The sequence below is a fragment of the Wolbachia endosymbiont (group B) of Hofmannophila pseudospretella genome (assembly GCF_964028515.1).
GTDB lineage: Bacteria > Pseudomonadota > Alphaproteobacteria > Rickettsiales > Anaplasmataceae > Wolbachia.
This window is the reverse complement of record NZ_OZ034788.1, coordinates 1,587,054-1,606,078: the sequence shown is the minus strand read 5'-3', so window position 1 is coordinate 1,606,078 and position 19,025 is coordinate 1,587,054. Positions and strand designations below refer to the sequence as shown.

The following is a 19,025-nucleotide window of genomic DNA, read 5'->3' as shown; positions in this document are numbered from 1 at the left end:
ATTTTTCTTTTTGTTCTCAAATGAATTACTATTAATTTAGTATTATATATTGCTAATAACTTAAATAATCCAACCATTTCCAGCAACAAAAACCGCTACCCGTGAGAAGAGTTTGTTTTGGGATGGCATGGTCTACCACTCAATACATACGAACTTTTTAATATAGTGATTTCATTATACGCTAAAACTAGCCATATTAGCCCATTTGATCCATATCTACATACGAACTGTTTTACCTAAGCTTATTAAAATAATTTAAATCTTCTATTTTTATAACCTTATTTTTACGCGGCTTGTTCTCACAAATATACGACCCTTTTTGCAATCTTAGGAAGAGTCAATAATTCAAATTTTTGTGGCACTAAAATAGGAATTTCTTTAGTTACAGCAAGGTCTATTTTTCCGTAAGTAAAAGTGTTTTACAATTAATTATTAGAATGAAAATATCATACTTGGCTCTCAAGAAATTTCCTCTTGTGCAGTGGTAAGGTTTGGAGAAAAAGATTGGCTTGGCAACGATAATTTACTAGACTAAAGTTTATATTAAAATACAAAATGGAGTTGCGGGTATGGAATCTGGTTTGGATCACAATTACAATAAAATACTTGATATATTAAAAGGTGCTATTAAAGGCGACGATAATCAAGTTAAAGCGAGAAAACACCTTAGAGTAGAAAGATGGCTAAGGGTTTATATTCAATTAATTGAAGATTTTGATGAGGGAAAATTAAAATTTTTCTCTGATATATTCTCTGATAATTCTTGTTGGGATGGAATAAAATTAAAAAATAAAGCTGTTGGTGAAAGGCTAACTGAAGAAAAAAATAAAAATGGAAAAGAAAATCCGCTTGATCTTGCAGATAGATATTACTTGGCATGTAAATATTGTCTAGAAGATAAGATTCCTGGATTGTTTGAACAAGTATTTATGAGATTTAAGAGAAGTGCCTTTGAAGAGGATGGATCTGATGATGATCTGAGAAGAGAATTATTGGAAAATATCGAAGAAACTAGCCCTATAGAAGCTTTCTGGTCTTTTCTTATTGATAAGCAGATTGGAAAACTAAACGAATATAAATCAGTTGAAGGTTTGCAAAAATCCATACAGATAAATTCTAATAAAAACTGGGAAGAAGGTATAGAGTTCTTCTATAATAAATTGCACAATGATTCCAGTATTTCTAGTCAAGATAAAAATAATTTGTTAATTGAAGCAGCTTTATCTGCAGTAAAGGGTTACAAAGAAGTAGAAACCATAGAGTTTTGCCTGTCTAAAATGGATGATGAACAAAAGAAAAAATTACTAAATAGAGATTATAAGGAAAATACTTATTGTGCAGTATTAAGTGAACTGATCGATGAATACTGCTTTGACTCTTTTAAGAATTTATTTAACTTACTTGAATCTAATGGTCTTTCGTTCGAGCAGTATGGGGTTATCCTATCATCATTATCAAAAAAGATGCTTCTAAATTCAGATTTAGCTGAGCAAACTAGAGAAACTATTATGTATGCTTGGAAACATAAAAATTTTGAAGAGTGTAGAAAGTCTGTATTTAAGGACTACTCTTTTATTGTAATGGTAACGAATTTAATAGCAGAATTAAGAAAGGAAAGTCCAAGTAATGAAAATAGAAAGAAGGAAATATCAGGAATATTGGAGTGTGTTGAACATACACAAGTTAAAGAAATGCAGGATTCTTTAATAAATAGAATGAGTGCAGTGCATGGAATTGGTGAAGAGCAATTTACTCAAGATCAACAGCTGATAGAACAGCTCTTTTCTGAACTAGATAAGTCCTTTAAGCACAAAAAAGAGGATCCAGTTGTTCAAGGTAATGATGGGGCTGGTGAACCATCTGGTTTACCACAATCAAGTTTTAGCCTGACTGATACCCCGTATAACGTAAAATCTTCAAGCCATAGCAAATAGGAGATTATATGCCAAATATTACAAAGCCACTTGAATTGGTGCAGCTTCTATTGATAGAAAATACATCAAGGGAAGAGTTTTTAGATTTTCAAAAAAGGTTTCAGTCATTTATTGATCAGTCTCCTTCTTTCTTACACTCAGTTGGAAAGGAAGGCTTTTTCCCTAGTTTCTTCTTTGGCGCTTTTGCCACTTTGTTGGATTCAGATCTTGCTGACTTTGAAGATGTTAAGGTTAAGGAAATTCACTTTCGTTTTGATGATCATGGTACTTTAAAGCTAGCTGTATTAACTGAAGATTCTAAGGCAATAAGTGAAAAATTAATCTATATTGCAGTATCCGATAAAAAGAATCATAAACCAAAATTTGATCCAGAAGAATTGGCAAATATACATTCAAGATATGAAAATCTCAGAGAAACTATATATAGTATAACAATTGAAAAGGAAAGAAAGGTTGCTTGTGACGTGACGGAAAATCCTAAAGTAGGTCCTTATGATTCAGAACAGGCAAAAAAATTTACTTTAATAAAAAGCAAAAAAGAAAACTTAAAAGATTTAATTGGAGGGTTAGCAAATAAAAGCCATGAGCAGGTAATGAATACAACTGAAAAAGTGCTGAAATATATTACTGATGTCTACAATGAATATAAAGGTGATAAAGGAGTTAAAAAACAATTTGAAGGTAAAGAATCAAGTTACCATGGCTTTTTAGCGGGATTCTTAATGAATTTTAAATATCGTTTTCACCTAAAACTTTATCTCGAATTATTTGCTGGAAAAGGTTATGCAGACATTATTTTACTTGTACGTGGTTCTGATAAGTCGCTAAGCTCTATTCCCATGATTATTGAGCTTAAAGCAAAAACAGATGAAAAGAGTACAGCACAAAAAGCAATAGAGCAAGCGCAAGATTATGTTAAAGGCTACTTTTTCAACTCCATTAGAATGGTTACTACAGCTAATAAAGCAGTTTGTGTAGGGTTAAATTTTGAAATGAACCACCATCCTAAATATTTACTTTTTGCACAGCAATTCTTGAACAGAAAAGGTAATTCTGTAATAGAAAAGTTACTTGGCACTGAAGCAGCGAATGCTGAGGTGATAAGAACACAGCTAGAGTATCTTTACTATGGAATTGTTTGGAGCAATGGTGGAAGTGATAATATTAATTATGTCAGCAGAATGATCTTAGGTCAGCTAGTACTTATTTCTAATATTATTAAGCGTGAAAAGTTAGGTAAACATATTTTTATTTATGATCAAAATGATAAAATGGTTACTGGATCACAGAAACGCCCAGAAGCAGCAAAAGAAAGTATTGAGGATTGTGTTACAACTATAGTGCTAACTTTAGGTAAGAAGGTGCTTATACTCAACATAAATGAAAAAAATGAATTTGCATTGAGAGTGCCAGATAATAAAGGAATTCCTATTGAAAATATTAGGGGAATTCAAAACGTCAATGACATAAAGATACAAGAAATAACCTGTAACTTATACAGTACACCTAGTAATAAGAATCCATTTGATCAGTACTGTAATAAGAATAAGGGAATTACAGTAAATACGTATGACTCATTGGACAAATACAAAAGAGGTAAAGAAATTTTACAAGGTAATTTTACTCGAATTGTGGAAAATAAAAAATTTAAAGCAGCTTTGAGCAAAGCTATAGAATCTGGTAAATATGATGATTACAAAAAACTATTTGAAGAAATTTCTCATATACTACATCCTTTCAAATCATTAATAAGCAATGAGGCTACATTTCAAGCTGTATTGCATGGTTTATTTAGTAGCTACGGAGAAGATAATATAAAAGTTATTACTGAATTTCAAATAGGTGGTGGAGAGAAGTTGGATGTTATGTTGGTTATAAATGCTACTGATCAAAAAAAAGAATACCCCCCAGTTGGAATAGAGCTAAAATTTGCTAAGAAAGGAGAATTGGATAAAAAAGAAAAAGATGCTAAGGACCAGTTGAAAAGATATAAAGAAGGTGAAGCGTATAAGGTAATTACTGATGCTGGCAAAGTGAAACTGATATATGCTGTTTTTAATAAAGGTGCAACAGATGAAGGTTCCCTTATAAAAATTGGTAATGAGTTTGTAGAGGTAGATGTAAGACATAGCTCTGTGGTTGCTTTTGGTCAACAGCCAGGTAGTCTCCAACAACCTTATGTTCAACAAGCAGGTCTATCTCGAGCAGTTAATCAGTGATCTAGTCTTAAGAAATAGTCATCTTAAGTAGGTTATGCTGTCGAGAAGTTTTGTGACAAAGTTATAGAAGGAAAACAAAATGATCCTGATACGAGTACATGGAGTGCTGTTAAAAGTTCGTTTTCCGATACATTTATTACTAAGCATAATATGAATTACATTTATAGTAATCAATCTCCAGTGAATTCCTTAGATAGCTAAGAGCTAAAAGTATGTATTGTGTAAATAGTTACCAAGGCTGGAAGGTTTTGAACTTTTTTTCACAACACTGATGTTCTTGCTAAAATATTTTTGAAAAAGTTAGTTGACTTATAAATAATTCTCTACTAATACTGGCATGTGTTTGTTTATTCTGCTGAAGTGGCTCCGCAGGTTACTGTATAAGCTTCAGCAGTTTTTGCACTCCTTTAAAGCATAATCCATCATGCTCTTATAGTAGTGATATCAAATATAGGTCTTAACCATGTTAATTTATAGTAAAATTAGCTCAAATTTGGAGTCATAAGCAACTTTTAACCTATCTACATACTCCATTGTTACTCACCATAAAAACTTAACAAAAGCTTAACAACATAAGTAGTAAAAAGATTATGGTTGTTGATTTAATGTTACATATTGCATACAATATATTATGTATCTTAGCTTAAGGGGTAAGTATGGGTGAATCTAACGGAATAGTAAAATCTATCATCAATCTACTAAAACCAAAATCCAAACCAGAACCATCTGATTTTGAATATGAATCCATTATAGAACATTTATCATCTAAAGAGCATTTATTAAATGAACTGATGAATGATATGTGGTACTCAGGAGATTTACCATCAGTTAGAAACTATAATGAACCATCATCTTTAATAGATAGCAAACTTGCACTAAGAGAACAGGTTTGTATTTGGTCTGCTCTTGAGTATGATCTCACTCCAAATCAAAAGAAATTAAATGAAGAGTTATTCAAAACCCTAGAATGTTTAACTTCTTACTATAGCTCATTTGATAATACTGAATCTCTTAAGAAGTTTTTACATGATAATAAAAATAATAAAGATTTAAAAGTAATTCTTAATCTCAAAAGAGGAACATCTGAGTCAACAGTACTACATGCGATTGCAGGAGCAAAGATTGATGAGGTCTGTCCCCTAGGAAATCGTGCTATAGATCTACTTTTAGATGCAGGTTCAGATCCTAATATAAAGAATAATGCAGGAAAGACACCATTACACCTTGCTGTTGCTATAGGGTATGGATATAGCATAGACTCTCTTCTCTCTAAAGGTGCTAACCCTAGTATAGTAGATAGAAAAGGAAGAACTCCGCAACAAATAGCAGTTAATAATCATCGCTACGACATTGAAGTGTTCTTTTTAACTGATAAACAGAAAGAGTTGATGAGAGAATTGTATAACTTAGATAGATTTGATTTAGACTACACTAAAAATTTAAAGAAGTTTTTAAGTAAGCATGAAGGAGACTTAGATTTAAAAGTGGTACTGAACATTCGTAACGCAAGAGGTGAATCAGAATTGTTTTCACATCTTGATGGTTGTTGGGACAATGAAGATGGTATGAAAGAAGCAAAAAAGATCTTGCTAAAGATGGGAGCATTAGATTATCGTGTAAATATTGATTATCCTAGCAAAAAGAAAGAACAGATCAGCACTCTACTTGTTAAATTAACTTTACAGCAGAAGGAAGAGCTGCATAAGTCTTTTTTTGATAAGGTATTTTATGCTCAAAACATGGTTGAACTTGAAAAGATTGTAAACGATGCTATAAAGTCTGGTGTACGATTAAACTATTCTCTTTCACAAGATTTCTTTTCAGGTAATGAGTACACTTTTACCGATTATGTGATGAAAAAAATCAGTGAGTTGGAAAAAAATCCTAAAGTTGCTAGTAGTATAATATGTCAATTAGTATCAAAAGGGGCAGTGTTTGGTAATACAGTTGATGCTAACACACTGACATCAGAATTTAAAGAGCATAAAACTAACCTAAAAAAAGCTTATAGAGATTATATTAGCAATTCTCATAAATTTATTGAAATCGCAAAAAGTGCAACCAATAGCGAGCTAAAAGATGCAAGAGTAGACAACTCCGTTTTTTACTTAGAATATTCTAAAGATAGTAAAATAGACATTATAAAGATAACAGATGGGGTAAGGGATTTAGGTCTAACCGATGGAGATGTAAAGTGTGGAAGAAATATAGTAAAAATCGGTAAAAGTGAAGTAGAAATTAAAATTGAAGATGGCATAAGGAATTACACAGATCTTACAGAAGGTAGCAGTATAGTATTAACTTTCTATACTAGTTTAGGAGAATTAGAAGTTAGGTTATATCCTGATGAGAAAAATGAAAATTGGATAAAAGTAGAGGTGAGTGAAGAAGGCCTACTTCTACTCGATGAAATAGAAGATTGCAATGAAGGAATAGAAAATTATGAAAAAATAGGGCAAAATTGCTTATTGGGAGGTTTATCAGTTATTGAAGCCATAGACCGAGGTGTTTTTGCTAGATCTGGTGGATTAATTCGTCCTGAAGTAATAAGCGAGTCTAACAACAAATGGACAGAACGTGAAGAGTTAAGAAGGACTTCTGATCCTAGGAGAGAAGTTTCTAGGTAGATTAATTTGCCAAAAAAGTTAAAGATTATTATTTAAATATAAACTTCTATAATTTATAGATTTTGGATCATTTTCTACCACTGTTGCATCCAGTATGCTAGAATCTTCATTGTTTATATTGATATTTTCATATAATTGATTCTGTAACATTGATTTACTTTTCTATATCAATCTCAACATCTTTTGGCATGGCCCTTTTCTGTTGCTTTTATAAATCAAGACCGTAGAATTTCTCCAATTGCTCACTCCACAGCATCGGTATTTCCCTCAAGTTAGCTAACTTCAAACTCCTTGGCTGCCTCCCATTTACTATGTCTTCTTTAATCTTTGGTGCTAAATAGTTCAATCTCAAAATTTGCTGTATACGTCTTGTACCTATATTAATTTTGGCACTCAGCTCTTTCACACTTTCGTATTTTCTCTCTTCTAGTTGCCGTTTCCACAGATGGGCTCTTACCACTGCTTTCAGTAATGCATTGTTTGTTTTCCCCTCTGGCTCTACTACTGTGCATTTATTTCCTTTCTTCTTTATTGATATAAATTTTTCCTCCGATTCAGAATACACCTCTATTCCATCCTCTCTCACCAATACTGCTTTTATTAACTTTTTCACTGCTTCTTTCTGTTTTCTGAAACTTAAATTTTTCCACTCTTCTCCCCATTTTTCATATATCTGTTCAGCTTTCTTCATCACTTCTTTTTCCACTTCTCCAGCAATTACATTTCGGTTTTCTGATTCACAACTTTTTCCCCTTAAATGATTATTGCATACGTAATATCTATACCTTTTATTCTCTTTTTTTGCGTACGTCAGCGTCATATTTGCATTACAGCTCTTGCACCTTAATTATTCCCTTTAGCAATGCTTCCTCGTATTTCGCCTTTCTATATGGTTGATTCTTTATCAATTCCTGCGCTTTTTGCCATTTTTCCTCTTTTATTATTGCTTCATGCTTTCCCTCATACTCTTTCTCATAATGTCTTATCTTTCCCATATATATCGGATTTGTTATTATTCTTCTCACCGTTGCTTTTTTAAAGATATCTGATTTTGTTCTATAACCTTCTCTATTTAACTCCCTTGCCAATTCTGCCATTGATTTTAGCTCCAAATATCTTTCAAATATATGCTTCACTGTCCTTGCTTCTTTTTCATTTATTATTAATTCTTTATCTTTTACATCATATCCAAGCGGCAAAGTTCCCCCCATCCACAATCCCTGCTCCTTTGATGTTGCTATTTTATTTTTTACCCTTTCTACGATCATTTCTCTTTCTAGCTGTGCTGCTCCTGACAATACCGTTTGTACAAACTTTCCCATTGGCGTATTATTATCAAATATCTGCGTTACTGCTATAAAATTTACTCTATGCCTTCTAAAAAATGATGTCACTTCTATACTATCTTTTGTTTCCCTTGATAACCTGTCTAGCGTATATACTACTACACAATCTACTTCTCCTTTTTTTACATCTTCAAACAACTCCTTTATCGCTGGTCTTTCTAAATTCTTTCCTGAGAAACCTCCATCATCGTACCTTTTTGCCAATGCTACCCAACTCTCTCTGCTCTTTATGTATTTTTCACATGCTACACGTTGCGCATCAAGACTATTAAATTTTTGTTCTAGACCATCTTCATTTGACTTCCTAGTATATATCGCACATCTTACCTCTTTCAGCATTCTTTCTCCTTATCTCTCATTCCAAATAGAAGCGGCCCATTGTAACTCATTCCCATTATTTTTCCGGCTACTGCTGACAATGACGTAAAAAATTCTTCTCTGTAGATTAAACCCTTATCTGTTACCATTACCGCATGCATCTCTTCTCCTCTCTCTAATATTAGCTCTGTTCCTGCTACTGGAAGTTTGTCACTACTTATTCTTTTTCCCTTCTCTAGTCGATCTGCTAGATACTCTAGTCTTTTTGCTCCTTTTCTTGACATTTTTCCATACGCTTCCTCCTGCATTCTATAAGCTAATCTCGGTATCAGATATTTCTTTGAGTATCTAGGCGCCTCTTCCCCATATACCTTCTTCCATATTTTTCTCAGTTCACCCAAAGGTTTTTTCTCTAAATTCATTACTTTCTTTTCTATTTCTTCCTCCATATTTTTAGCCTTTCATAAATAACTTTTCAATTCTGTCTGTTTCTTTCTTTAATACCTCGGTTATCTTTTTGCTATTTTTCGCATAATCCATCGCTGTCATTCCAAATTTATCCGCTTGCTCTATTTCTCCTCCAGCTTTCACTAGCTCCTCCACTATTTCTTTTTCACCTACCATGCACGCAAGGTGTAGAGGTATGCATTTATTTCCATATTCCTCAGCATTTACATCTGCTCCTGATTTTATCAATTCCCTCACGATTTCTAGACGTTTCTCCGTTACCGCTAGGTGCAGTGCTGTATATCCTCTTGCATCTGCTGCATTCACATTCGCTCCTTTTTCGACTAATAACTTCACTGTTTTTGCTTCTACTGCATAATGCAGAGCTGTTCTTTCCTTTTCGTCTCTTGCATAAATACTTTTAAATGAGTTCTCTAATAATTCTTTTGCTGACTTATTAAATTTGCCAAGCTTTAACATAATCCACCTCACCTTTTCTTTAAATTTAAATCCCTCTTTTAAGCATTCCTTTTCGCTACCTCATCTATCATTTCGTTCACTTGGTTCATTATTTTGCTTGCTAAATTTTGACATTCTTTCTTTATTAGCGATTTGTCTCTCTTCCTTATTTCTTCTATCTCTATTATTTTTAACTCTGGTAAATAACTCCCATTCAACATGTCTGCTATTTCTCCCACTAGCCTCTCTATTCCATAGCAGGTCAGTTCTCTACTTTTTGTTACTCCACCTTTTTCTCTTAAAAATTTACTTGCCTTTTCACTCTCTTTGCTATCACATAGACGATACTTTTCACTTTCCCAGATGTAATACATTGGCGTTGCACCATATTTATTCAGTTGATTAACCTCAGCTCCTGCTTTTACTAGCTCTTTTATTATTTCAACTCCTCCTATTTTGCATGCAGAGTGGAGTGGCGTACATCCAGTGACATATTGAGTGGCATTTACTTCTGCTCCCGACCTTAGCAGCACTTTTACATTTTCTAAGCTTTTCGCAAATACTGCACAGTGTAGTGGCGTATAACCATTTTTATCTCTTGCATTAACCTCTGCCCCTTTTTTTATTAATAATCTCACTGTTTTGTAATCAGAGATTTCTACTGCTTGATGCAAGATCGTCTCTCCTTCTTCATTTCTTTTATTAATGTTTTTAAACCCGTTACTTGATACTTCTTTAAAAAACTTACTCTTGCTAAAACTCATTTCATACCTCACAAAATTAGCTTTTCTAGCGTCAGATAAATTTCTTATATTTATACCAATTCCCACTATATAAAGAACAGATAGACAATAATGGGAAAGAAGTGATACTAAAGTAGATAAAATAGAGAGGTATAAATGGCATTAAGGTCAAAACTATTAGACGAAAAAGTTGTAAATTTGGCGAAAGAAATGTTAAAAAAGGTCAGAAATAACGCATATGTTTCAAAAAAGTTACAAGCGGTGATAGCAGGAAAAGAAAGTAGTATAAGCGCTGTGGCAAGAATATGTAAAATTTCAAGGACTGCTTTGACTGAATGGATAAAGCATCTAAAATTTGGTAGAGTAGAAAGATTATTTTCCCCGTCTCAGCGGCGAAGAAAAAGCAAATTAAACAAAAATCAACGTGAGCAAATTGAAATATGGGTAGAAAGAAATCCAAATATTACTATTAAGGAAGTGCAAATAAAAATCTCAGAGGAATTTGGCCTAAACATTAGCAAATCAACAGTGCACCGTGAGATACAAAGGATGAAGTTTTCTTACATAACACCGAGGCCAATTCACCATAAACAAGATAAAAACAAGCAAGAAGAGTTTAAAAAATACTTCAATAAAATAGTCAATTCCCACCCTGAAAAGGAGGTATTTTTTTGATGAATCACGATTTGGAACTCATTCAAAAATCGGACACGGATGGTTTAAAAAAGGGGTCAGAACACAGGTTAAAATGAAAATTGGTAGACAAAATTTCTATATCTACAGTGCGGTAAATCCAAGAAGTGGTAAGAAAATTAGCCTACTTGCTCCATATGTAAACACTGATTGTATGAATATATTTCTGGAGCAGATGTCGAAAGATTTAGGCACGAAAGAAGCCTTTCTTGTAATGGATTGTGCAAGTTGGCATAGATCAAAAAGTTTGAAAATTCAGGAAAACATTACCATCATATACTTGCCTCCTTATTCACCGGAACTGAATCCTGTTGAAAGGTTGTGGCAATATATCAAATACAATACTTTACGCAATAGTATCTACGATACCATAGGTTTACTTGAAGATGTTTTGTGTAATTTTATTGTCAATATTTCCAGTACTACTATTAAACGAGTTTGTAATGTTTCTTATTTGTTCGGTCAGTAATGGATTTTGGTATTACAACTTCAAGTAGCTCTTCTGGCAGTGTGGATAATTGTGTTGATAAAATCGAGATCTGTACTTTCCCTGGTATAGGTGATTCTACTAGTGCATCTTTTACTCTACTATCTGCTGACAGTGCATGATATTTATAATATTCCTTACTTCCTCCTGTTGACCAACCTGCTATTTTTGCTTTTACCCTCTTTCTAAATCTTTCATCCTCTTCTTCTTTTTCTCTCTCTACTCCATAAAATTCAGCCAAATTATCAAGATCTTCTCCCCTTGCAAATTTCAGTAAATTACTCTTTACTGCTTCGTTCATCCTTTGTCTGAGCAAAAGTTCTCGCCAGGCTGCTACCTCCAGAATCTTTATCGCTGGATCGGATTCTACTAACGCTGAAAAGGTTTCATCTCTACACACTAACTCCTCCTTCATTCTGGAAAAGATTTCCTCATAGCTTAGTTTTTCAATAATATTAGATGTCTGCATTTCTAAACAACTATTCCACTAATACCTATGAATTTGCCTTCTGAAAGATACATACCTTCAAGCACAAGAGTCATTTTTCCTTCTTTAGCTTCAGCAATCTTTACTTTTTCTAACTTAAATCTCTTTTCCCATTTTTCCAGTGCTTCTGCTGTTGCTGCATAGATTTCCAAAGTTAAATCTCTATTTATTGGCTTATCCACTAACTCAAATAATCTCGACCCATAATCCCTTCTCATGATCCTACTGTTAACAGGAGTGGTCAGTATATCAATTATTGATTGCTTTAAGTGTTCTAAACCCTCTAGTTCTTTACCTGTTTCTTTGCTCATTCCCTTCATACTGGCTCTGTAAAAACATCAGAACTCCCTCTAATTACTTTAAACCCACATGAAACTATATCTTCTACTCTTCCTATACCAAGACCATTTGCAAACACTGTTTTTGATCCTTGAATCATTACTTTTCCTTCACTAAAACTGTCTCCTTGTCTACATATTGACTTACCGTTTACAAAAACATTATTACTTCCGCTAATGCAGAAATGTGGTATAGCTTCTCCACAGTAGTCTCCTAACCTCACTATTCCTTTGTTCAATTTAAGTCGATCCTTTCTGCTTTCAGTTTTATTCCACTTTTTGTCATTTCTATACTTGATCCCCCAGCCTTCAGTGTTATTTTGTCCACTACTTCAATCTCTAAATGATGTTTTTCCTTATCATATGTAAACTTCGTCCCATCTTGAAATTTTACACTATTTATTTCTTTTTTATTCTCTGGTGCATGGTATTTTTCCTGATATATTCCTGCTAACACCACCCCTAATGATAGTTCACCAAGAGGAGAAAATACCACAACTTGTTCATCGATATCTGGCGGAGACCAATCTCTATCTTCTCCTGCTTTGCTTGTTATCCATGGCAACCAATCTGTTAAAAATTCTCCTATTTTCACTCTTACTTTTGCTTTTTCATAATCTATTTCTTTTACAACTCCTATACGAATCATATTCGCTACTTTTCTCTGTAACTCTGCAATGGCAAAATTATTTTCCAACATGCATTTCTCCCACTTCTATTTTATGTGGCTTAATTTTCCCCTCTTCCCATACTGATTTACCTAAATGAAGCTGATGACTCCAATCAACCATCCACACTAAATATGCATCTAATTCTGGTCTAAATCCGTCAATTTCCGCAGATATAAATTCTCCTGGTGAAACATTTTTCACATTCCAAGTATTTTTATTTACTACTTTCGCAACTTCGCTAGCTAATGATCTAACAATAATAGCTGCATTTTCTATTGTGCTATCAATCACAATTCGTGCTTCAAATCTTGCTTTCATGGCTAATTCCTCAGTACCTGCATCTTTACCTGGTTCTAAACTTGCTAATTCTACAAACACCGCTGGCGCTAATAATTCTTTTCTTATCGATGGATAAATTTCACATGTCTGTATAGACGGTATTTCTTCCTTCAGTGTGCTGCAAATTGCTTGATGTAAATCTTTCCAGAACTTTGTCATACCTTTAAAATATAGTTTAGCTCATGCTTAAAGTATTTCTCAAACTCTCTCTCACTCTCATAATTAACAAAATTCCCTATTATCCTTGAAGCCTCTGGTTCTAGTGGCAACTTAATTTCCTTTATTGGCAATGCTGCTCTTCCTTCACGTTTAAACATACCGCTATTTCCTTTTGGCATAACTGCTGCAAATCCTCCTATAAACTCATGCTTTCCTACTTTCGATCCTCTTCTTGTTTTTTGTATTTTACCAATTGTCGATGCTCTAATGTCATAGAGATTTGCTCTAATTAACACTTCTAATCTGCTAGTTTTCGCCTTAAAAATTCTTAATCTCTTTCTTATCAAACTTTTCTTTTCCTCACTAATTTCTTTTGCTGTCTTCAATTTTAGCCATAGTGCTGTTCTGTTTAACGCTCTTACTATTGCTAATTCTATTTTTTTTCTTTTAGCATTTACACTTTCTATTACCTCAACTTCTATATGCACAGACATTTTACACCCCATACGCTTCGATTCGCCAGACCATTCCAGATTTATCTCTAAGTGGTGGTGTGTGTATTTTGTATTTGCAATCACCTATAACAAAAATATCTCCTACAATTGGCCTCAGTATATCAAAAATGCTTACCTCAAGAAAAAGCATCTCTCCCACAAATTGTCCTTCACCAATCTCGTATAATTTATCTGGCTGTTGCTTTAGTACTTGTACCATGTACGCCTTATTTTTCGACTTATACAAAGCTACTTCTCCTAAATGGGCAAAACAATCTTTTAGTAATCTCTTAATATTCTCTTGCATTCTTTCATAAGTATGCTAATAAGTTATATACTAGTAGAGTCCTCTTGTACCTCACCAACTTGTAGTTACTCTACCAGTATTGTTATGCTGCAACGACTTTTACTAATGTTCCTGGTCTGTGGCACATTGGCAATGGATTCGACTGCGTATGTAAATCAGTTCCTCTATCAAATCTCCTTGGCTCTTGTTTTGCATATAGTGGCTGTCCTAGTGTATTTACTGTTTCATTAAAATCTGCTGGTGCAAAATATGTTGTAAATGTGCTCGCTGTTCCTACTGGAAAACAGTGCCCTGTATCTTTCTCAATAAATCTTCTTACTGTTCCTTCAGGGTCAGTTGCTTGCCCTCTATATTCCTCAAATGTTATGCCACAGAACGTAAATCCTGACCTCATATCATTTCGAAGTGCTGCTCCTTCTTGCCATCTTTCATATGCTTCTTTTACTTTAGCATGAGAAGTTAATGCATCAAAAAACTCAGGGCTTACCAAGGCATGAATTCCAGTCATATATTCACCACTTAGATTATCTTCTATGTGCCGGAGTACTTCCAGACACTTACGTTTTACGTCAGTTGTTGCTGTTCCAAGGGCAAAATTTACTACTTTCGGTGTGATTTCAAATTCGTTGTACAGATTTAATAATTCTGACCCATCAGCATCTAAAATTATTCCTTTGAGCGCTCCCATTCGCAAATGCTCTAATGTTATTGCATGTTTGTTCCTCATCAATTGCAAATGATCGGTTATTACATCTGCCAGCGCTTTAAGTTCACTCTCTGATCCAAATGCCCTTATTCCTTGTACTTCTTCTGGCAGCACTACATCATCATGCGGAATGTGCGGAATCGTAAATGTTCTTACCTTTCTTTTTCCTCTTTTTCCTACTGTTGCTGGTGCTCCGGGTACTTGCGTTGGTAGTAAACTTAACACTCCGTTGTGTTCTTCTATCGTAATATGTCTAAATCTTACTGACCTACTTGGAAACAAATTTAAATTTTCAACACGTCCATAATTTATCGGCAATATATTCATCGCATTTGTTAGTGCCGTCATGCTAAATGCTGTATTTGTAAATGGATTTTGCATTTTTTCTTTTCCCCCTTTTGTATTTTTAATAGTTTTTTTAAGCTCCCTTGCGGATAATGATCCCTCGTGCTTCAAGTTGCTTTATTGCTGCATTTTTCTGCTCTTCAGTGATATTTGCTGGCCACACAATTGCATGATCTGCTAGCATTGCTATACGTGTAATGATTACTGCTTTGGCATTTTCTGTCGCATTTACATCACTTACTATCGCACCTATTGCTGTTTGTGTACCATCTGTTGCAGTTGGATTTATTATCTTAATCATGTTATCCTTATCACTACCAACAACTGTACCAAGTTTAAGATTTTGTCCCTTGGCTACCGTTATTTGGTCTCTTGAATATAGACTTGATGCCTCATACTTTAATAAGTCACCTAGATTATTTTGTTCGATTATACAACTCATAAAATTTCCTCATTTATTTTCCCCTTTAGTTTTACCGCCATGTTTGTAATTGTTGTACGCGGCGGTTATAAAAAAACTTAAATACTTGATTGCGCTCTAGTCCTTGCTACCTCCGTCATCAACTCTTCTCCTGAATTCTGCGGTATTGCACTCAGTATCTCTGTCTTTTTCGTTCTCTCTGCAAGTAATTCCATTAAAACCTCCCTGGCTTGCTCAATACTTACGCCTTGCTCTATAAATTCTCCTATCTTTTCTGGCATCTTTGATACATTACATAATCTTATTATCTCTAAAATTTCTCTACGACAGTTCTCGTAGCCTTCCTCAGTTAACTCATTAGTTGTCATACTAACACTCCTATGATTATTGATAAATTCAAAAAATGTTGTAACTCCATCTGCAAGATCTATTTCTACTGCTTTCTCCCCAAAATATAGCCCTGCTTCCGTTGATTTGATTGCTTCTATAGAAAGGTTTCGATTACGTGCTATTAGCTGCACAAACATTTCATATAGTCGGTCTACTTCTTTTTGTAAGCTTTCCAGACTTTCAGACGTCATTGGCTCATGTGGGTTTAAATCATTCTTTCGACTACCAGCAAAGATTGTGGTGTACTTAATACCTTGCTTTTCATCAAATCTACTTTGATCTATATGACTTGCTATTACTCCTATACTCCCAACCCCTGAAGTGCGGGTGAGAAAAATCTTTTCAGCGCTTGAAGCTATAGCATATGCAGCAGAGTATGCATCATCATTTGCTATCGCTATTATCCTCTTTTTTGCTCTTGATTCATAAATAAAATCAGCTAGGTCAAAGACACCGTTTACTTCCCCTCCTGGACTGTCTATGTCAAGTAGAATCGTCTCTATGCTTTTATCTTCTAAAGCGCTCTCTATCTCTTCATGAATATTTTCATATGAAGTCATGTCTAAAATATGATCAAAAGCTTCTGTTTTTTTTGTCAAAACTCCATAAATACGTATTATTGCTATTCCTTTTGGGTTTATATGAAAATGCTTTAAGTTCTTAAAGATAGGTTGTTTGCTGTTATATAATGATAGTAGTTCAAAGCTTCTTCTCTCTACCATTATTGGTTTATTTATCCACATCACCTTCTTCCCCTTATTGTATTTTATGGCACATTAACGTCACAATCGAAACAAAGTCCAAAAGAATTAGCACGCTTTTGATCTTCTGCTATTTCTTGGTCAATTTCTTCTACATCATAACCCATTTCTGATACTACTTCCGATCGACTCTTAAATCCATTCCTTACTGCCATTTGCTGTGCTTGCTGGTCTTTCAGTGGATCTACCCAATCAAATCCCTGTGGTATCCATTTTACTTCTTCTTTCGCTGCTTTTACTACTTTTTCATCTATACTCAGTTCTCCACAAAGCACTGCTAATTCTAGCCATCTACTCCATACTGGTCTGCAAAATTGGAATACTATAATGTTATGTTGCAGCATAGCGCATCGACGACGAAACTCTATCAGCCCTGCTCGAATGGATGAATAATTAACACCGGTTAAATCTCCTGTTAGCTGTTCATATGTTATCCCTGTACCTATTGCTATTGCCCTTAGCTGCTGTCTCATAAACGCTTCATAACTTCCTCCAACATCTGACGGCTCTGAAAATTTTATATCTTCTCCTGGGTCTAAAAGCTGCATTGTTCCAGGTTCCAGGCCAGATAGTGCTACTCCTTGCTCACTTGCTTCACCTTCTCCCATGATATTTGCTTCTGGATCGAGTCTCGTAATAAATCCAGCAAACATTGCTGCAGTTTTCTTTCTCACCAGCTCTGCATCATCATATTGATCAAGCTCATAAAGCTTCAGCAGTATATTAGAAAGCCAAGGCTCCCCTCTGATTTGCCCAGGTCTTAATGGTCTATAAATATGTAAAACATCATTTGCTGGCACTCTCACTGATTCACCAAACGAACCTTCACCAGGGTGTTCTTTAAATAGGTAATATGCTTCTCTTTGCCCAAGCTTGTTAAACTCAATCCCGTTTCTTATTACATTACCATTTCCTAAAGTTTGATTTGTTTTATTATCTAAATGTTCAGACTCAAGTACTTGCAGTTGTAATGGTACAGAAAATCTATCTTCCAGCTTTCTCGTTCTTAAACGTACAAAACATTCTCCTCCCTCTATCATACTTCTGCATACTAGAGCCTGCAGACCATAAAAATCACTTACTCCGTTACTATCTGCTTCATCTGTCCATTTTAGCCATAATTCTTGCACTTTCTTTCTAAATTCTGCATTCTTTGCTTTTGATTGCGGCTTTATTCCTGTTCCAATAGAGTTACTTACTATTGTATCAATAATATTTGCTGCATATGGATTTTTTCTCACCATATCACGTGATCTACTACGTAAAGTTTCAAGGCTTTGAGACAGCAAATTGTTTATACTTCCTAACTCTGGTTGAAAGTGAAAAAATCTTCTTCCTGACCCTGCTGCATCCCATGCTGAACTTTTGATTTTTGGCTTGCTAAATAGTTGTTTGAAATTTTTCAGCATCATACTAACCAAAATTCTCTTAATTCTTTTAATGTGCCGTTAAATTTATTTCTGTCACATTTTCCGATTCCACTTACTTCATGTGGCTCTGGACCATTTTTACCGTCGGTGTATTGCCATAAAATCCACTTATTCCAGCCTTGCGGTAAAACAGGTTGATCTCCATATCTTGCTATCCATAATGGACATTTAGTCAAAATTGGTGTGGCAAAATCTTTCAAAAATTTAGCACCTCCATACACTAAAGGTGAACGCCCTGTTTCTTCTTGAACTTTTTTAATAAAATCTTCTGCTTGTCTTGGTTCTATATTTTTTCCACTTTCGTTCTCTTCAATATCAAGAGCAACAATTGTATTTTTAGCTTTACCCACTGTATTCAAAAAGTGATTTGCCTGATCCTTTCCATCTTCCCCTACACCGAAATGATATGAACCCCATAATAGACCCAAGTCTTCAGCTTCTTTTCTTCTTTCTTTGTATTTTGAATCTATGTACTCTGTTCCTTGCGTTGCCTTATGAATTACTCCAACTATACCACTCTCTTTAGCTAACTCAAAATCCACATTTTCTTGCCAATGTGACAAATCTATTATTCCATTTACTGAACTCTCTCTATTGTCCCATAGTTTTATGAAAGTTTTTAATTGCTCTAAAAATTCAGAATATTCCTCTTTTACAACTTTTCTCAGAAAATTTTCCCTCATATAACTCCTTTATTTGTTGCAAAAATAATCTTTCGTTTAGGCTTCATACCTGCAACTTTCAGTTCAGCCTTAATACGTTGCCGTAAATTCAGCAAGTCATTTGTCTGAACTTCAGCATATCTCACCACATGGTCACCATATGCAATTGATACTACTCGCTCTCCGTTTTGTAGTTTCTTTATCGCTTCTTCGACTTGAATTAAATACTCTTCGCTGTACAT

20 protein-coding genes and 2 pseudogenes are annotated in these 19,025 nt (G+C 34.3%); 4 read left to right on the top strand and 18 right to left on the bottom strand.

Annotated elements, in window-relative coordinates; all coding sequences use genetic code 11:
- Positions 1 to 569 precede the first annotated feature (569 nt).
- From ABWU24_RS07775 to ABWU24_RS07765, 3 genes are all read left to right on the top strand, one after another.
- Positions 570 to 1,934: a hypothetical protein gene (locus ABWU24_RS07775; RefSeq protein ID WP_341810134.1), complete on the top strand. Its 1,365-nt coding sequence runs from the start codon at positions 570 to 572 to the stop codon at positions 1,932 to 1,934.
- 8 nt (positions 1,935 to 1,942) lie between these two features.
- On the top strand, positions 1,943 to 4,153 hold the full coding sequence (locus ABWU24_RS07770; protein ID WP_353274265.1) for a hypothetical protein: 2,211 nt from the start codon (positions 1,943 to 1,945) through the stop codon (positions 4,151 to 4,153).
- A 656-nt stretch (positions 4,154 to 4,809) separates the two neighbouring features.
- A complete protein-coding gene (locus ABWU24_RS07765; protein WP_264686476.1) occupies positions 4,810 to 6,780 on the top strand; it encodes an ankyrin repeat domain-containing protein in 1,971 nt (656 codons plus the stop codon).
- An 18-nt stretch (positions 6,781 to 6,798) separates the two neighbouring features.
- Here ABWU24_RS07765 and ABWU24_RS07760 read toward each other — a convergent pair whose 3' ends face one another.
- The 5 genes and pseudogenes from ABWU24_RS07760 to ABWU24_RS07740 all read right to left on the bottom strand — a co-directional run bounded on the left by ABWU24_RS07760 (position 6,799) and on the right by ABWU24_RS07740 (position 10,114).
- On the bottom strand, positions 6,799 to 6,930 hold the full coding sequence (locus ABWU24_RS07760) for a hypothetical protein (RefSeq protein ID WP_264686477.1): 132 nt from the start codon (positions 6,928 to 6,930) through the stop codon (positions 6,799 to 6,801).
- A gap of 58 nt (positions 6,931 to 6,988) precedes the next feature.
- A pseudogene (locus ABWU24_RS07755) lies at positions 6,989 to 8,465 on the bottom strand (recombinase family protein).
- Entirely contained in the window at positions 8,459 to 8,893 is a 435-nt protein-coding gene (locus ABWU24_RS07750) for a DUF2924 domain-containing protein (protein WP_138265077.1), read from the bottom strand. Before ABWU24_RS07750 ends, ABWU24_RS07755 begins: the two are co-directional and overlap by 7 nt.
- Positions 8,894 to 8,897: 4 nt before the next feature.
- A complete protein-coding gene (locus ABWU24_RS07745) occupies positions 8,898 to 9,371 on the bottom strand; it encodes an ankyrin repeat domain-containing protein (RefSeq protein WP_138265078.1) in 474 nt (157 codons plus the stop codon).
- 38 nt (positions 9,372 to 9,409) lie between these two features.
- Complete coding sequence (locus tag ABWU24_RS07740; RefSeq protein WP_341810128.1) at positions 9,410 to 10,114, bottom strand: ankyrin repeat domain-containing protein; 705 nt, start codon at positions 10,112 to 10,114, stop codon at positions 9,410 to 9,412.
- Positions 10,115 to 10,249: 135 nt separating this feature from the next.
- Here ABWU24_RS07740 and ABWU24_RS07735 point away from each other — a divergent pair.
- Positions 10,250 to 11,255, top strand: a protein-coding gene (locus ABWU24_RS07735; protein WP_353274215.1) for an IS630 family transposase whose coding sequence is annotated in 2 segments (ribosomal slippage) — positions 10,250 to 10,759 and positions 10,761 to 11,255 — 1,005 coding nt in all. Because the reading frame shifts where the segments join, the coding sequence is not laid out codon by codon here.
- A 12-nt stretch (positions 11,256 to 11,267) separates the two neighbouring features.
- On the opposite strand, the pseudogene ABWU24_RS07730 reads toward ABWU24_RS07735, so the two are convergent.
- The 13 genes and pseudogenes from ABWU24_RS07730 to ABWU24_RS07670 form a co-directional block, all read right to left on the bottom strand.
- Positions 11,268 to 11,742: pseudogene (locus tag ABWU24_RS07730) on the bottom strand (baseplate J/gp47 family protein); the annotation flags it as partial.
- A gap of 2 nt (positions 11,743 to 11,744) precedes the next feature.
- Positions 11,745 to 12,080 carry a GPW/gp25 family protein gene (locus ABWU24_RS07725; protein WP_265014514.1) on the bottom strand — a complete coding sequence of 112 codons (336 nt, stop codon included), beginning with the start codon at positions 12,078 to 12,080 and terminating at the stop codon, positions 11,745 to 11,747.
- Positions 12,077 to 12,337: a PAAR domain-containing protein gene (locus ABWU24_RS07720; protein ID WP_265014515.1), complete on the bottom strand. Its 261-nt coding sequence runs from the start codon at positions 12,335 to 12,337 to the stop codon at positions 12,077 to 12,079. The genes ABWU24_RS07725 and ABWU24_RS07720 overlap by 4 nt, the downstream gene beginning before the upstream one ends.
- Positions 12,334 to 12,798 (bottom strand): phage baseplate assembly protein V, encoded by a 465-nt coding sequence (locus tag ABWU24_RS07715; RefSeq protein WP_353274267.1) that lies wholly within the window; start codon positions 12,796 to 12,798, stop codon positions 12,334 to 12,336. Before ABWU24_RS07715 ends, ABWU24_RS07720 begins: the two co-directional genes overlap by 4 nt.
- Positions 12,785 to 13,267, bottom strand: coding sequence for a hypothetical protein (locus ABWU24_RS07710; protein ID WP_353274269.1), 483 nt, complete (start codon positions 13,265 to 13,267; stop codon positions 12,785 to 12,787). Before ABWU24_RS07710 ends, ABWU24_RS07715 begins: the two co-directional genes overlap by 14 nt.
- Complete coding sequence (locus tag ABWU24_RS07705; RefSeq protein WP_353274244.1) at positions 13,264 to 13,761, bottom strand: phage tail protein; 498 nt, start codon at positions 13,759 to 13,761, stop codon at positions 13,264 to 13,266. Before ABWU24_RS07705 ends, ABWU24_RS07710 begins: the two co-directional genes overlap by 4 nt.
- A gap of 1 nt (position 13,762) precedes the next feature.
- Positions 13,763 to 14,068, bottom strand: coding sequence for a hypothetical protein (locus ABWU24_RS07700; RefSeq protein WP_341810090.1), 306 nt, complete (start codon positions 14,066 to 14,068; stop codon positions 13,763 to 13,765).
- 82 nt (positions 14,069 to 14,150) lie between these two features.
- Complete coding sequence (locus ABWU24_RS07695; RefSeq protein WP_353274246.1) at positions 14,151 to 15,155, bottom strand: major capsid protein; 1,005 nt, start codon at positions 15,153 to 15,155, stop codon at positions 14,151 to 14,153.
- Between the two features lie 37 nt (positions 15,156 to 15,192).
- On the bottom strand, positions 15,193 to 15,561 hold the full coding sequence (locus ABWU24_RS07690) for a head decoration protein (protein ID WP_353274248.1): 369 nt from the start codon (positions 15,559 to 15,561) through the stop codon (positions 15,193 to 15,195).
- 77 nt (positions 15,562 to 15,638) lie between these two features.
- Positions 15,639 to 16,673 carry a S49 family peptidase gene (locus ABWU24_RS07685; RefSeq protein WP_353274772.1) on the bottom strand — a complete coding sequence of 345 codons (1,035 nt, stop codon included), beginning with the start codon at positions 16,671 to 16,673 and terminating at the stop codon, positions 15,639 to 15,641.
- A gap of 23 nt (positions 16,674 to 16,696) precedes the next feature.
- A complete protein-coding gene (locus ABWU24_RS07680) occupies positions 16,697 to 18,103 on the bottom strand; it encodes a phage portal protein (protein ID WP_353274250.1) in 1,407 nt (468 codons plus the stop codon).
- Positions 18,100 to 18,804, bottom strand: a complete 705-nt coding sequence (locus ABWU24_RS07675) for a glycoside hydrolase family 25 protein (RefSeq protein ID WP_236514948.1) — start codon at positions 18,802 to 18,804, stop codon at positions 18,100 to 18,102. The genes ABWU24_RS07680 and ABWU24_RS07675 overlap by 4 nt, the downstream gene beginning before the upstream one ends.
- The gene (locus tag ABWU24_RS07670; RefSeq protein WP_353274252.1) at positions 18,801 to 19,025 is read right to left on the bottom strand and encodes a gpW family head-tail joining protein; all 225 of its coding nucleotides are present in this window, start codon (positions 19,023 to 19,025) and stop codon (positions 18,801 to 18,803) included. Before ABWU24_RS07670 ends, ABWU24_RS07675 begins: the two co-directional genes overlap by 4 nt.

What these genes read in the sequence shown, in the direction of transcription:
- ABWU24_RS07765 (WP_264686476.1), top strand. Translation starts at nt 4,810, where the DNA reads ATGGGTGAATCTAACGGAATAGTAAAATCTATCATCAATCTACTAAAA.
- ABWU24_RS07775 (WP_341810134.1), top strand. Translation starts at nt 570, where the DNA reads ATGGAATCTGGTTTGGATCACAATTACAATAAAATACTTGATATATTA.
- ABWU24_RS07740 (WP_341810128.1), bottom strand. Translation starts at nt 10,114, where the DNA reads ATGAGTTTTAGCAAGAGTAAGTTTTTTAAAGAAGTATCAAGTAACGGG.
- ABWU24_RS07760 (WP_264686477.1), bottom strand. Translation starts at nt 6,930, where the DNA reads ATGTTACAGAATCAATTATATGAAAATATCAATATAAACAATGAAGAT.
- ABWU24_RS07750 (WP_138265077.1), bottom strand. Translation starts at nt 8,893, where the DNA reads ATGGAGGAAGAAATAGAAAAGAAAGTAATGAATTTAGAGAAAAAACCT.
- ABWU24_RS07690 (WP_353274248.1), bottom strand. Translation starts at nt 15,561, where the DNA reads ATGAGTTGTATAATCGAACAAAATAATCTAGGTGACTTATTAAAGTAT.
- ABWU24_RS07695 (WP_353274246.1), bottom strand. Translation starts at nt 15,155, where the DNA reads ATGCAAAATCCATTTACAAATACAGCATTTAGCATGACGGCACTAACA.
- ABWU24_RS07770 (WP_353274265.1), top strand. Translation starts at nt 1,943, where the DNA reads ATGCCAAATATTACAAAGCCACTTGAATTGGTGCAGCTTCTATTGATA.
- ABWU24_RS07675 (WP_236514948.1), bottom strand. Translation starts at nt 18,804, where the DNA reads ATGAGGGAAAATTTTCTGAGAAAAGTTGTAAAAGAGGAATATTCTGAA.
- ABWU24_RS07745 (WP_138265078.1), bottom strand. Translation starts at nt 9,371, where the DNA reads ATGTTAAAGCTTGGCAAATTTAATAAGTCAGCAAAAGAATTATTAGAG.
- ABWU24_RS07705 (WP_353274244.1), bottom strand. Translation starts at nt 13,761, where the DNA reads ATGTCTGTGCATATAGAAGTTGAGGTAATAGAAAGTGTAAATGCTAAA.
- ABWU24_RS07710 (WP_353274269.1), bottom strand. Translation starts at nt 13,267, where the DNA reads ATGACAAAGTTCTGGAAAGATTTACATCAAGCAATTTGCAGCACACTG.
- ABWU24_RS07680 (WP_353274250.1), bottom strand. Translation starts at nt 18,103, where the DNA reads ATGATGCTGAAAAATTTCAAACAACTATTTAGCAAGCCAAAAATCAAA.
- ABWU24_RS07700 (WP_341810090.1), bottom strand. Translation starts at nt 14,068, where the DNA reads ATGCAAGAGAATATTAAGAGATTACTAAAAGATTGTTTTGCCCATTTA.
- ABWU24_RS07715 (WP_353274267.1), bottom strand. Translation starts at nt 12,798, where the DNA reads ATGTTGGAAAATAATTTTGCCATTGCAGAGTTACAGAGAAAAGTAGCG.
- ABWU24_RS07685 (WP_353274772.1), bottom strand. Translation starts at nt 16,673, where the DNA reads ATGTGGATAAATAAACCAATAATGGTAGAGAGAAGAAGCTTTGAACTA.
- ABWU24_RS07725 (WP_265014514.1), bottom strand. Translation starts at nt 12,080, where the DNA reads ATGAAGGGAATGAGCAAAGAAACAGGTAAAGAACTAGAGGGTTTAGAA.
- ABWU24_RS07670 (WP_353274252.1), bottom strand. Translation starts at nt 19,025, where the DNA reads ATGTACAGCGAAGAGTATTTAATTCAAGTCGAAGAAGCGATAAAGAAA.